The sequence below is a fragment of the Alteromonas sp. KUL17 genome (assembly GCF_006538305.1).
GTDB classification, from domain to species: Bacteria; Pseudomonadota; Gammaproteobacteria; order Enterobacterales; family Alteromonadaceae; genus Alteromonas; species Alteromonas macleodii.
In genome coordinates this window covers 1-14,213 of record NZ_BJKJ01000016.1, presented here as the reverse complement: position 1 = coordinate 14,213, position 14,213 = coordinate 1, and the positions used below count along the sequence as shown (strand labels likewise).

Sequence of the window (14,213 nt, the reverse complement as noted above, 5' to 3'; positions counted from 1 at the left end):
CATCGCTTTGGGAAACCGCTATGAAAAAGACACACTATCGAACACTTTGGCTTTCTGATATCCATTTAGGAAATCGCGACTGCAAAGCTGAATACTTACTTTCCTTTCTTAATAGCATCACTGTAGACACCCTCTATTTGGTGGGAGATATCGTTGACATGTGGCAAATGACCAAGCAATTTCGCTGGCCACAGGCGCACAATCAAGTGATGCACAAATTCATGCAAATGAGCCAAGACGGCACGCGCGTGGTGTACTTACCCGGCAACCACGATGAACCAATTCAGTCATATTCTGGCATGGCATTCGGTGATATAGAAATAGAGCGAGAGTTGGTTCACACCACAGCACAAGGGAAGCGTTATTTAGTCTTACATGGCGATCAGTTCGATGGCGATGTAACTATGGGCAAATTCCATGCGTGGATTGGCGATAAAGGTTACGACCTTTTGCTTTTTCTAAATAGAGAGTTTAATCGCCTACGCGCGTGGCGCAAGCGAGAATATTGGTCACTTGCGGGCTATATTAAAAAACACATTAAGGGAGCGAATGAAGCCATCGCCCGTTATCGAGAAGCATGCTGCAGGCGCGCCGATGAAATGGGGCTCGACGGTGTTGTGTGTGGCCATATTCATCACCCTGAAAGCAGCTTTGAAAACGGCATTCACTACATTAATGATGGGGACTGGATAGAAAACTGCAGTGCACTGTCAGAAGACGTGAACGGTAACTTATCTCTTATTCATTACCTTGATTCATTAGAGTCAGCCACCGTAACACCAATTACAACCAAAACCTCTCGCTCAGAAGCAGCATAGCTAGCATTACACAAATGGGGCTGTAACGGCCCCTGACCTCTTCTATTTAGCAAGCGATAAGTTTATTTCAAATTCATCTGTAAAGACGATGCCCCATCGAACCTGCTGCACATCGAAGCTAACAGACCTTAGTTACAATATTTTAACACTGTCAAATAACTGCCATGAAACTGTGTGAAAAACGTCACATTGCCCTGCTATTGTTCGCCAAAACCGGAAGAGAAACAGGTTCTATGTTTACTGTAAACGACGTACTGAACAAGCATTACCCTCAAGTAGCGAACAACCCCATTCTATTTAAGTCGCTGTCTTTCGTGTTAAGGCACCTACTCCATGAACGTGAAATTACCGAATTTGGTGAAACCTATCCACACTATGAGGACATCGATTTCGTAGAGCAAGTGCTTGAATATTTTAATATCAGCTACTCCACCCGCGATGTAGAAAAAGAACGTATTCCAAGTGAAGGGAGAGTGGTGATCATTGCGAATCACCCTATTGGCTCACTCGACGCACTTGCGCTTATAAAGCTGGTTAGTGAAGTACGTCACGACTTGAAAGTGGTCGCCAATGAAATGCTTATGGCCATTGAACCGCTTCACGATATGCTGTTACCTGTAAACAATATGCAGGGAGGCACACCAAAACAGCATTTATCGGCAATTCAAAAACACCTTAACAGCGACGGCGCCATACTGATTTTTCCTGCCGGTGAAGTTTCTCGATTACGCCCACAAGGTGTTCGCGACACCAGATGGCACACAGGTTTTTTACGCATTGCAAAGCAAGCAAAAGCACCCATATTGCCGGTTTATATAGACGCGAAAAATAGCCCGCTTTTTTACGGCGTGTCCATGGTGTACAAGCCATTAGCCACCGCGCTGCTCGTCAAAGAGATGTTCAAACAGCGTAAGAAGCATTTACCTATGCGCATTGGCGAACTTATTCCATTTGAAGCGTACCAGCAAACCAACATACCGTTAAAAGAGCAGGTAAAGCTGTTTAAGCGCCACTTGTATCGCATTGGCAGTAACAAGAAAGGCGTATTTGAAACCCAGGCTTCCATTGCCATGCCAGAAGACAGAAAAGAACTGGCCCGCGCTATGCGAGACTGCGAACATTTAGGTGAAACTGGCGACGGAAAATCTATTTACCTATACCAACACAAAAGCTGTTCACCGATTATGCGAGAGATTGGCCGCCTGCGCGAAGTGGCGTTTCGAGCCGTGGGCGAAGGTACCAACAAGCGTAGAGACATCGATCAATACGACTCCCACTATTATCACCTTGTACTTTGGGATGACAACGATTTAGAAATTGTGGGTGCCTACCGCTTTGGCGATGCTGAGCTTTTGACAGCGCCAGACCACCCTACCGGGCTCTACTCTGCCACCTTATTTAATTACGGTAAGGACAACGATAAACTCTTCAAAGAAGGCTTAGAGCTAGGGCGAAGCTTTGTCCAGCCTCGCTATTGGGGAAAGCGTAGTTTAGATTATTTGTGGTTTGGTATCGGGGCATTTTTAAGCCGCTACCCAAAGTATCGCTATCTGTTTGGTGCGGTGTCACTCAGTAATGCCTACCCTGAACCCGCTAAAGATTTATTGGTACAATTCTATTCCACGTACTTCCCTGCCAAGTTTGGCAAAGCGACCTGCAAGCGACCTTATCAAATGGCGAACGACGCGTTACATCAATTTACAGGTAACGATTACAAGGCAGAATTTACGCAGCTAAAGCATTTACTGGCTAACATGGGCGTAAACGTACCAACGCTGTATAAGCAGTATTCTGAAGTGGCTAAAGACGGCGGGGTGGCATTTTTAGGCTTTAATGTCGACCCAGATTTTAACGACTGTATCGACGGACTGGTGGTGGTTGATATGCAAACACTTACTGAGAAAAAGCGCAAACGCTATCTAACCGATATTCAGCTTAAAGCCACAGCCTAAGCGAAGAGGGAGCTTCTGACAAACGCTCCCTTTCTCATTCTACGGCCTTCCGCTTTACTGAAAATTTCAGAACTCGTTATCACTCGCCAACATACTTAAGAATGTCGGTATAAATATCTTCAAGAGTGAGCAAATCAGACACATGAATGTGTTCGTTTATTTGATGAATGGTGGTATTTGGCACACCCACTTCAACCACTTGTGTGTGCTCACTAGCAAAGAAACGCCCGTCAGAGGTACCACCAGATGTACTGATAACAGGGTAACGCCCTGTAGCGCCCTTTATCGCTTTTTCTACGCAGGCAATTAAGCAGTGCTCCGCATTACTCTTAGGCTTGCTCAAGTAAGCTTCACAAGGTCTTGAAAAGCTAACTTCGGCTTCTGTATCAATACTATTGATAATACTGCGCAGCAATACCGATAAACTGTTTTGATTAAACTGCCACGAATATCTGACATTAAACTCTATACGAACAGCACTAGACACTATGTTATCAGTGAAGCTTCCCGTGTCCATATGTGTTATTTGAAGCGAAGTACCAGGGAAATCATCACTCCCCTTGTCAAATGGGTACTGTGTTAGCGCATTAATCACGTTACTCGCTTTGTGGATAGCATTTACCGCTGTCTTTGGATAAGCCACGTGACCTTGCTTTCCTGCAATATGGATAGTGCCGGAAAGTGAGCCTCTGCGTCCAATCTTAATCGTATCGCCGGTTGTTGCAGATGCAGAAGGTTCACCGACTAGGCACATATCAAGCTGGACATTTTTAGATGCCAAATACTCAGCTATCCACTTAGAGCCCCACTCCGCCTCCCCTTCTTCATCACTGGTGATTAGCCACCAGAAAGAGACCTTTTCCTTATCTAACGAGGCAATGGTTCGCTCTGTGGCCGCTAGCATGGCTGCGATGCCTGTTTTCATATCGGCAGCACCACGTCCATATAATTTATTTTTGCTAATTACGGGACTAAAAGGCGGTGACTTCCACTTATCAAGAGGACCTGGGGGCACTACATCAGTATGGCCGCTAAATGCAAAGTGATTCGGGCCCTGCCCCCACCTTGCGACGAGGTTGCTCACACCATTAATTGTGTATTTTTCACAAAAAAAACCGAGCTTTTCGAGCTTGTATATCAGGTAACTTTGGCAACCAGCGTCCTGTGGGGTAATCGACGCTCTTGCCATAAGCACTTCGGCAAAATAAATACTGCGAGCTGGCGCTATGGAAGGTAAAGGCTGAATTGACATGCATAAGAAACCTTTATGAAACGTGAGTCTATTACACAAATGTAAAGTGACACGGCAATAACAGATTTACGACAATGCCATGACAGCGGACAAAGTAACCTGAAGCTAAAAATAATAAAGGGTGATAACAAGGAAGGCTACAATGGGTGAGTTGGCGACTAGGACTGGCTCGTTAAGATTTGTCTAAATCAACGCGCGTTGTTATAACTAGAACATAACTTAAAGAAAGGCATTACTGTGTTAAAAATCATTGTTTTAATACCCCTTATTTTGTCACTACTCTGGTTTGGCTATTTACAAGCCAACAAATACACTCTGGAGCAAGGCAAGCAAGGGTTTCTGTACATATTCGTGTTATCTGGTGTTATTGCGGCATTTTATACACTGATGCTGTTCTTAACGAACTAACGCACTTCAAACAAACACCCAATCACTGTGTTGTATAAAAAAGCCAGCATCTATGAAAGAGGCTGGCTTTTTAGTAATTACCGGTGTCACTGCTAGTCGCAGCGACAGCTTTTACGCAGCAGTGCTTATAGCGTCTGTGAGATAGTCACTTCTGCATTTGCGCGAAGCGCATCAATATATTGTTGATAAACGCGCTGGCCTTGTACCTGAGCAAGGCGCTGCTTCAGGCTTTCACCCAACTCATTCTCAAGCTCTGGTGCTGCGTTAACGTTTTCAAGCATAACAACAGCAACGTCACCGTTTACCGTTGTTGCAACATCAACTTTATCTTCGCCTTCAAGGGCAAGAGAGAAAAGCGTGTCAACGAGTGCACGTGCAAGTGTACCGCCCGCTCTCGGAACAGCAGCTGCTGTCTCCCAAGACACAGACTTTTCAGCTAGCTCGCTTTCAACGCTTTCTCCAGCACGCACTTTTTGTGCGATATCAAACGCCCAAGCTTCTGCAGCTTCTTTTGACTTTTCAGCCTTAACAGAGGCTTCGATGCCTTCGCGTACTTCTTCAAGAGATTGAGTACGCTGAGGCTGATGCTCAATAACACGCGCAACAACAACGGTTTCGTCGTCTAGTTCTATAATATCGCTATTAAGCCCTTCATCAATAAGTTCAGAAGAGAAAGCAACGTCCAGTAAACCAGGGAAGCTTAGATCAGCAGGTGCGGTGTTGCGACTAAATACCACTGACTCTTGCACAGGCAAATCAACCGCGTTCGCTGCATCTTCTAGCGTATCAGGTACTTCAAACGCAATTTCAGCTAACGTATTTTGAAGCTCAAAGTACTTTTCCATAGCCGCGTCATAAAGAAGCGTATCGCGAATCTCACCCGCTACTTCATCGAAAGATTTAACTTGTGCTTCTTTTAAGTCTGTTAACTTGATGATGTGAAAACCAAACTCGGTTTCAACTACGTCGGATACATCGCCAACATTTTGTAAAGCAAAAGCTGCTTCATCAAACGCTGGGTCCATCATTTCTGGTGTAATGAAGTCTAAGTCACCACCGTTTTCGGCAGAGAATGTGTCATCAGAGTTTGCTTCTGCAAGAGCCGCAAAGTCTGCACCGTTGTCGAGTTCTGCTTTTAATGATTCTGCTTTTGCTTTCGCTGCATCGGCATCATCGCCAGCTTCGATAAGAATATGAGAAACACGGCGCTCTTCTTCTTTACCGTAGCTTCCCAGATTATTTTCGTAGTAAGTGCGCACCGCTTCTTCATCAACAGAAACGCGACCTTTTAAGTCTTCAACACTTAGTTTTACATAGGCAAGCTTTACCTGCTCTTCAGTATCGAAAGAGGCGATGTTGTTATTATAAAAAGCTTCAACATCCGCATCTGTCACTTCGATTGAGCCGGCAAACTCATCAGAGCTCACTAGCACGTATTTCGCATCACGAGTTTGGCGCTGTAGCGCATTCGCTTGCTGTACTTCACCGTCCAACGCAAATGAAGAATTCGTTAGCGCTGCAGCCAACTGGTTTTGTGTCATTTGAACGCGCAGATAATCGCGGAAATCGGCTGCTTGGAAACCGTTTTGACGAAGAATGGCTTGGAAACGTTCGTTATCGAACTGACCACCAAACTGGAACTCAGGCATTTGTGTTATGGTTTCGCGAATTTGTTTATCACTTACGCGCAATCCCATGTTTTCAGCTTGTTGCTGAATTAGTTTTTCAGCAATCAGTCTGTCCAATACATTTCTTCTGAAATCTGCGAGGTATTGCTCACTAGAGAAAAGCTGCGCGATGCTTTCGCCGTATTGTGACTCCATTTGTGCACGCTGATTTTGGTATGCACGCTCTAGTTCTTGTGCCGAAATTTCTTCGCCGTTTACAGTAGCTACTGCTGTAGTACCTGATGATGTAAGGTAACTTCCCACACCTGCGAATACGAAACTTAAAACGATTAGCGCGATAATCGCCATCGCCCATGGGCCTTGAGAACCTTCTCTGATTCTTTCTAGCATGATTGTTCTTCAACTCCGTTGCTTACTACAGTTACCTCAAAACATCACAAATCCGTGAGTGCGAGGTAAAATAAGCGCTGATTATAACCCAATGCCGCCGAATATAAACGACCAAAACGCACTATTTGTGCCGTCTTTCGTTAAGTTCGAACGTTCCGAGGACATGTATAAAACTCATCAAGCCTCGAAGGGTTATTTCTACTCTTAAAATATTGGGGTCAGAGTCATTACTCTGACCCCAATATTAATTTCTTTTCTTTAGAAATAAAAAAGGCGATGGACTAGCCATCGCCTTTTTCTATAATTTTTGTGCTTAGTTACAAGCGTCTTTCAGTGCTTTACCAGCTTTGAAAGATGGAACTTTCGCCGCTGAAATCTGAATAGTCTCACCAGTTTGTGGGTTACGGCCACTGCGAGCTGAACGTTCGCGAACTGAGAAAGTACCAAAGCCTACTAGTGCAACTTGGTCGCCGTCTTTAAGCGCAGCAGTTACTGAGTCAGTGAATGCGTCAAGAGCGCGGCCAGCAGCTGCTTTAGAAATGTCTGCACCAGCAGCGATTTGGTCGATAAGTTGAGACTTGTTCACAATTATGATCCCCTTCGATTGTTATTATACTGTTTGTCCAAAACGATTTTGCTTGAACGTTATAGCAAGCTTGATTGTTAACATCAAGCTTCAGTCACAAATAATTAACTTTATTAATGAATCGCTGCAATCCCTTTTGTGGCAAGGCTTCAAGCGAATACCACTTAAAGGTAACACAACTTTTGCGACTTGAAAGCCCTATTTTTAAAAAAATCAGCTTTTCTTTCGCTCAATGCACATTTTTTGTTCAATTATTGCAATTTTATAGAAATAAAACGGCTACACGCCTTTAAAAACAAAGGATTGTAGCCAATCGATTAAGTTACTTTTTAACCACCTTGAAGCTTTCTACAGGTTCCTGCAGTGCAATATCAAGGACTTCATCAATCCACTTAACCGGATGGATAGATAAATCTTTCTTCACATTATCTGGAATTTCTTCCAAATCACGTTCGTTATCCTTTGGAATAACTACTGTTTTAATGCCGCCGCGATGCGCTGCTAGAAGCTTTTCTTTAAGCCCACCAATAGCGAGTACTTCGCCGCGCAGGGTGATTTCACCGGTCATAGCCACGTCACACTTTACAGGGTTACCCGTTAGTGAAGAAACTAGCGCGGTACACATCGCTATACCTGCACTCGGACCATCTTTCGGCGTAGCACCTTCAGGCACGTGCACGTGAATATCACGTTTTTCATAAAAGTCATCGTTTATACGAAGCTTTTCAGCACGACTTCTTACCACTGTCATAGCAGCCTTAATCGACTCCTGCATGACATCGCCCAAAGAGCCTGTCGACGTCATTTTACCCTTACCAGGAACCGACGTGGTTTCAATGGTCAGTAAGTCACCACCTACTTGCGTCCAAGCAAGTCCTGTAACTTGGCCAATTTGATTGTCTTTATCGGCTTTACCGTAGTCAAAGCGTTGAACGCCAAGATAATCTTTAAGGTTATCCTGCGTTACTACTACCTTGTCCTTACTTTTCTTAAGTAAGATGTCTTTCACCGCTTTACGGCATACCTTCGATACTTCGCGCTCTAAGCTACGAACCCCGGCTTCACGGGTATAGTATCGAATCATACCGATAACGGCAGAATCGGTAATTTCCAACTCCTTCGCTTTAAGCCCATTGCGTTCCATTTGCTTACCAATTAAATGGTTCTTTGCAATGTTGAGTTTTTCATCTTCTGTGTAACCAGAGAGACGAATCACTTCCATACGGTCAAGTAATGGACCTGGAATATTCATGCTGTTAGAGGTGGCTACGAACATAACGTCTGACAGGTCGTAGTCGACTTCCAGATAATGATCACTAAAGCTATTGTTTTGCTCTGGGTCTAGCACTTCAAGAAGCGCCGAAGCTGGGTCACCACGCATGTCTGATGACATCTTATCGATTTCATCTAACAGGAACAGTGGGTTTTTAACTCCAACTTTAGCCATTTTTTGCACTAGCTTACCTGGCAGTGAACCAATGTAAGTACGGCGGTGACCACGGATTTCTGCTTCGTCACGCACGCCACCTAGCGCCATACGCACATATTTGCGGCCTGTCGCTTTAGCAATAGATTGACCTAACGAAGTTTTACCTACACCAGGAGGACCAACAAGACAAAGTATCGGGCCTTTTAGCTTTTTAACACGCTGCTGAACGGCCAAATACTCAAGAATGCGCTCTTTCACCTTCTCAAGACCATAGTGGTCTTCATTGAGCACGCTCTCTGCGCGGGAAAGGTCTTTCTTAACCGGCGAGCGCTTATTCCAAGGTACGTTAGTGAGCCATTCAATGTAGCTTCGAAGCACGGTAGCTTCTGCAGACATTGGTGACATCATCTTAAGCTTTTGAAGTTCAGCTTTCGCCTTATCTTCTGCCTCTTTAGGCATTTTAGCGTCAGCTATTTTTTTAGACAGTGCTTCAAATTCATCAGGCGCGTCATCTAGCTCACCTAACTCTTTCTGAATAGCCTTCATCTGCTCATTCAAATAGTACTCGCGCTGGCTCTTTTCCATTTGCTTTTTAACGCGGGTACGAATTTTCTTTTCGACCTGCAGCAAATCAATTTCGCCTTCCATCAGTGCCATGAGGTATTCAAGACGCTCATTGACGCCCTGCATCTCTAACACTTTTTGCTTTTCAGTAAGCTTAAGAGGCATATGTGCAGCCATGGTGTCGGCTAAACGAGGCGCATCTTCAATGCCATTTAGTGATGTCAGTACTTCTGGTGGAATTTTTTGTTTAGCTTTACATAGCCTTCAAACTGAGAAACCGCAGAGCGAATAAGCACTTCTTGTTCGCTCTCATCAATCTCTTCATCAGTTAGTTTGTCTACATTAGCAACAAAGAACGGCTCTGATTGCTTATAGCTTTCAATTTCACCGCGTACACTACCTTCTACCAGCACTTTAACCGTACCGTCGGGTAGCTTTAGAAGTTGTAGGATAGTAGCAATAGTACCGACGGTATAGATGTCGTCCGCTTCAGGCTCATCTACGCCAGCGTCTTTTTGTGCTACTAGAAAAATTTGTTTGTCATTATCCATTGCCGCTTCTAGACAACGAATTGATTTCTCACGCCCAACAAATAGGGGTATGACCATATGCGGGTAAACAACCACGTCCCGCAAGGCAAGCACAGGAATTTCAATGCGATTTTCACGCTCAACTGTCATACTTGTTCTCAATTAGTTTGAAATGTCATTTTTATATGGGGATGCAAGAGCAAAGTTCAATCGAAACTTATTAAAGTGCGTTAATTCCTTAACCTTACCTTCCCTGCTCTAGGGCCTGTTGACCTTAGTATAACCATTATCGATTTTGCCTCGAATGGCAATACTAAACTCAAAAATCTAGTAGAAAGGATAGCGAGATTTGTTTTAACCGCTCAAATATCACCCACTTTCAAGGTATACCCTTTGGTTAAACGTAGATCAGATTAGACAGCGAGATCTGAAACCTTGGCTGTTAAAAACAAAAAAGGCCCTAAAGGGCCTTTTTTCACAAAACCAGCATCTATTCAGAGGCGGCTTTCTTTTCGTTGCTGTCGTAAATCAAAATAGGCTTTGATTCACCGCGAATAACGGTTTCATCAATAACCACTTTGCTTACGTCTTCCATTGAAGGAAGGTCGTACATGGTATCAAGCAGAACAGCTTCAACAATTGAACGCAAACCACGAGCACCTGTTTTGCGATCCATTGCCTTTTTAGCAATCGCGTTTAGTGCATCGTCGCGGAACTCAAGTTCTACATCTTCCATTGAGAACAATGCACCATATTGCTTGGTAATTGCATTCTTTGGCTCGCGCAGAATTTGAATTAACGCTTCTTCATTCAATTCTTCAAGACTTGTCACTACCGGTAAACGACCAATGAATTCTGGTATCAAACCATATTTCACTAAGTCTTCAGGCTCAACTTGCTTGAATAGCTCGCTAATTTGCTTGCTGTTATCTTTCGACTTAACCGTGGCACCAAATCCAATACCCGTGTCTTTTTGTGCGCGTTGCTCAATGACTTTGTCAAGACCAGCGAACGCACCACCACAGATGAACAATATCTTGGACGTGTCAACCTGCAGGAATTCCTGCTGTGGGTGCTTACGCCCACCTTGCGGAGGAACAGACGCAACGGTACCTTCAATCAACTTAAGCAGTGCTTGCTGAACACCTTCACCCGATACATCACGAGTGATTGATGGGTTGTCTGATTTGCGAGAAATTTTATCGATTTCGTCTATGTAAACGATACCGCGCTGCGCTTTCTCAACGTCATAATCACACTTCTGCAGTAGTTTTTGAATGATGTTTTCAACATCTTCACCTACATAACCCGCTTCTGTTAGCGTGGTTGCGTCCGCCATGGTAAATGGAACATCGAGTAGACGCGCTAGGGTTTCAGCTAGCAGTGTTTTACCACTACCAGTAGGCCCTATTAGCAAAATATTACTTTTGCCAAGTTCAACGCCTTCGTGAACATCGCCATTGCGCAAACGCTTGTAGTGGTTATAAACCGCTACTGATAATACCTTCTTTGCATGTTCTTGCCCGATAACGTAATCGTCTAGGTGAGCATGAATTTCACTTGGTTTAGGTAAAGCGTCCTGCTTTTGCTTAGGCGCGATTTCCTTAATTTCTTCGCGAATGATATCGTTACATAACTCAACACACTCGTCGCAAATGAATACCGACGGGCCTGCTATTAACTTTCTTACTTCGTGTTGGCTTTTGCCACAAAACGAACAGTACAGTAGCTTGTTATCACCGTCACCGCTTTGCTTATCACTCATTACTTTTGCCTCTGCCTTACCCGAGCCGAAAACCAAAAACGTGCTGTGCACTGGCTCGGGTCATCTATAACTATACTACTTAGTTGCGGCTACGTCAGATCGATTTGCTAAAACTTGGTCAACAAGGCCATATTCTTTCGCCTCAGTTGCACTCAAGAAGTTATCTCGGTCTGTGTCTCGCGCTACTTTTTCATAGTCTTGACCGGTATGGTCTGCCATTAGGCGATTCAACTTCTCTTTGATAGACAGGATTTCTTTCGCATGTATTTCAAAATCAGATGCCTGACCTTGGAAACCACCAAGCGGTTGGTGAATCATTACGCGCGAATTAGGTAGACAATAACGCTTACCTTTAGCTCCTGCAGAGAGTAGAAATGCGCCCATGCTTGCAGCTTGTCCCATACATACAGTGCTCACGTCAGGCTTAATAAACTTCATTGTGTCGTAAATCGCCATACCAGCAGTAACAGAACCACCGGGAGAGTTAATATATAGGAAAATATCTTTTTCTGGATTTTCAGCTTCTAAGAACAACATTTGAGCAACGATGAGGTTGGCCATGTGATCTTCAACTTGTCCTACTAAGAAAATTACGTTTTCTTTCAATAGGCGAGAATAAATGTCGTAAGAGCGTTCACCTTTAGAGGTTTGCTCAACAACCATAGGAACAAGTGCATTCATTGGGTCAAACGGGGTATTAGTCATAGCTACCTTGATTATCTAGCGTTAAAAACAAAAATGCTCGGAAGGCTCCGAGCATTTAAGCAGTTGCTGACAAGTAATGTCAATCAGACAGTAAAAAATTACGCCTGTTTGTTCATAACCTCGTCAAAAGCTTTAGTTACTTCTGTAACTTTTGCTTGCTCAAGAACCCACTCAATAGCTTGTTCTTCTAGTGCAACGTTTTGCATTTGCTGCATAAGCTCTTGGTTGTTGTTGTAGTAATCAACAACTTCCTGTGGATCTTCATACGCTGAAGCAGCAGTTTCGATCATCTCATTAACTTTAGCTTCATCAGCTTTAAGTTCATTTTGCTTGATCACTTCACCTAGAAGAAGGCCAATAGATACGCGACGTTTAGCGTTGTCAGTAAACAATTCAGCAGGTAGGTCTGGAAGGTTCTGACCGCCGCCTTGTTGGCTGAAACGCTGTTTAGCTTGCTCGCGTAGTGCATTTACTTCTTGATCGATAAGCGCTTGAGGAATATCAATCTCGTTAGCAGCAACTAGCTTAGCAATAACGTCTTCTTTAACTTGTGCTTTAAGCGTTTGGTTTAGTTCACGCTGCATGTTCTTGCGAACTTCTGCTTTAAGCGCGTCTACACCGCCTTCTTCAACACCAAATAGCTTAGCAAACTCTTCGTCTACTTTTGGAAGGTCTAGACCTTCTACTTTCTTAACAGTAGTCTGGAAAACTGCATCTTTACCTTTTAGGTTTTCAGCGTGGTAATCTTCAGGGAAAGTTACTTCAATAGTCACTTCTTCACCCGCTTTCGCGCCAACTAGTGGCTTTTCGAAACCAGGGATCATGCGCTCTTTACCAAGCTCAAGTGCGAAATCTTCTGCTTTACCGCCTTCGAACTCTTCACCGTCGATAGAACCAACGAAGTCGATGATAACTTTGTCGTCTTTCTTCGCTTTACGCTTAACTTCTTTCCAAGTTGCGTGCTGCTTCTGAAGCGTTTCCATCATGTTATCAAGATCTTTGTCAGTAATTTCAACTACTGGCTTTTCGATTTCGATATCGCTAACACCTTTCACTTCTACTTCTGGGTATACTTCGAAAGATGCTGTGAATTCTAGGTCCTGACCATCTTCGTCTTTAGTCAGTTCAAACTTCGGCATACCAGCAGGCTGAATTTTTTCTTGAATCACTGCTTGGTAGAAGTTTTGCTGCATAACATCGCCAGCAACTTCTTGGCGAACAGCTTGGCCGAAACGCTTTTTGATTACGTTTACAGGAACTTTACCTGGACGGAAGCCGTTGATGCGTTGTGTTTTCGCCAATTGCTGTAGACGTGACTTAACTGCTGAATCAACCGTGTCAGCTGGAACGGTGATAGTAAGACGGCGTTCTAAACCCTGGGTCGTCTCGACTGAAACTTGCATTATGTTACCTCAACTATACGCCTCTACAGGCGTTTTGTTCTCAATCCCCTCTCCCGTCATGCAGTATTTGCATATCACTCCGGGGTAGAGGTCGTTATTCGACGTTTATAACATCAAAGTTAGGACACGAATTTGTGCCAAAAAACCAACCTGAAACAAACGTACTGGTTAAAAAAAGACGCGGTAGTATACAGCCGCATACCACAAGAGTCGAGAGGCAAACACAAGTTTGTAACATCCATTTGAACGCATTTTGACCAAATAATGAAACTGCTGGCTCAAATGAGGGAAAACACGGGTTTTAAATGGATTTATCGAACAAGGAAAAGAAAGAAGAGAAAAGATAATGGTCGGTGAGACAGGATTTGAACCTGCGACCCCTTGTACCCAAAACAAGTGCGCTACCAAGCTGCGCCACTCACCGAAAGAGAATCTTTTAGAAAAGCCCTGTGAGAACTTTAAATATGGTGCGGAAGGAGAGACTTGAACTCTCACGCCGTGAAGCACTGGAACCTAAATCCAGCGTGTCTACCAATTCCACCACTTCCGCAAAAAAGTGGGGTGGACGATGGGACTTGAACCCACGACAACCGGAATCACAATCCGGGGCTCTACCAACTGAGCTACGCCCACCACTGTAGTCCTGAATCTGTTTATGTGTGAATTGAAAACACATAAACGCCTATCAAGCGGTCAGGACCTAGCTAGGTCGCTTGATAGTGCTCTTTACTTCGATTCGCATACCGAACGTTCAAGACAATAAATCACTGAACTAGGAATAGC

At 44.1% G+C, this 14,213-nt stretch carries 8 protein-coding genes, 3 tRNA genes and 1 pseudogene; 2 read left to right on the top strand and 10 right to left on the bottom strand.

The window, feature by feature from the left end:
• The first annotated feature begins 20 nt into the window (after positions 1 to 20).
• Both KUL49_RS13985 and KUL49_RS13980 read left to right on the top strand, forming a co-directional pair.
• Entirely contained in the window at positions 21 to 818 is a 798-nt protein-coding gene (locus tag KUL49_RS13985) for a UDP-2,3-diacylglucosamine diphosphatase (protein WP_014979808.1), read from the top strand.
• A 164-nt stretch (positions 819 to 982) separates the two neighbouring features.
• On the top strand, positions 983 to 2,770 hold the full coding sequence (locus KUL49_RS13980; RefSeq protein WP_278186894.1) for a lysophospholipid acyltransferase family protein: 1,788 nt from the start codon (positions 983 to 985) through the stop codon (positions 2,768 to 2,770).
• A 79-nt stretch (positions 2,771 to 2,849) separates the two neighbouring features.
• Here KUL49_RS13980 and dapE read toward each other — a convergent pair whose 3' ends face one another.
• The 10 genes and pseudogenes from dapE to KUL49_RS13930 all read right to left on the bottom strand — a co-directional run bounded on the left by dapE (position 2,850) and on the right by KUL49_RS13930 (position 14,063).
• Complete coding sequence (dapE, locus tag KUL49_RS13975) at positions 2,850 to 4,022, bottom strand: succinyl-diaminopimelate desuccinylase (protein WP_131137702.1); 1,173 nt, start codon at positions 4,020 to 4,022, stop codon at positions 2,850 to 2,852.
• Positions 4,023 to 4,555: 533 nt separating this feature from the next.
• Positions 4,556 to 6,448 (bottom strand): SurA N-terminal domain-containing protein, encoded by a 1,893-nt coding sequence (locus KUL49_RS13970; RefSeq protein WP_131137701.1) that lies wholly within the window; start codon positions 6,446 to 6,448, stop codon positions 4,556 to 4,558.
• A gap of 313 nt (positions 6,449 to 6,761) precedes the next feature.
• Positions 6,762 to 7,034 carry a nucleoid-associated protein HU-beta gene (hupB, locus tag KUL49_RS13965; protein ID WP_012518978.1) on the bottom strand — a complete coding sequence of 91 codons (273 nt, stop codon included), beginning with the start codon at positions 7,032 to 7,034 and terminating at the stop codon, positions 6,762 to 6,764.
• A 322-nt stretch (positions 7,035 to 7,356) separates the two neighbouring features.
• Positions 7,357 to 9,707, bottom strand: a pseudogene (gene lon / locus KUL49_RS13960) (endopeptidase La).
• Positions 9,708 to 10,047: 340 nt separating this feature from the next.
• On the bottom strand, positions 10,048 to 11,322 hold the full coding sequence (gene clpX / locus KUL49_RS13955; protein WP_014950146.1) for an ATP-dependent protease ATP-binding subunit ClpX: 1,275 nt from the start codon (positions 11,320 to 11,322) through the stop codon (positions 10,048 to 10,050).
• Positions 11,323 to 11,397: 75 nt separating this feature from the next.
• Positions 11,398 to 12,027 carry an ATP-dependent Clp endopeptidase proteolytic subunit ClpP gene (gene clpP, locus KUL49_RS13950; RefSeq protein ID WP_014950147.1) on the bottom strand — a complete coding sequence of 210 codons (630 nt, stop codon included), beginning with the start codon at positions 12,025 to 12,027 and terminating at the stop codon, positions 11,398 to 11,400.
• 98 nt (positions 12,028 to 12,125) lie between these two features.
• Entirely contained in the window at positions 12,126 to 13,430 is a 1,305-nt protein-coding gene (gene tig, locus KUL49_RS13945) for a trigger factor (RefSeq protein ID WP_131137700.1), read from the bottom strand.
• 347 nt (positions 13,431 to 13,777) lie between these two features.
• A tRNA-Pro gene (locus KUL49_RS13940) sits at positions 13,778 to 13,854 on the bottom strand.
• 41 nt (positions 13,855 to 13,895) lie between these two features.
• A tRNA-Leu gene (locus KUL49_RS13935) sits at positions 13,896 to 13,980 on the bottom strand.
• Between the two features lie 7 nt (positions 13,981 to 13,987).
• Positions 13,988 to 14,063 (bottom strand) — tRNA-His (locus tag KUL49_RS13930).
• Positions 14,064 to 14,213 lie beyond the last annotated feature (150 nt).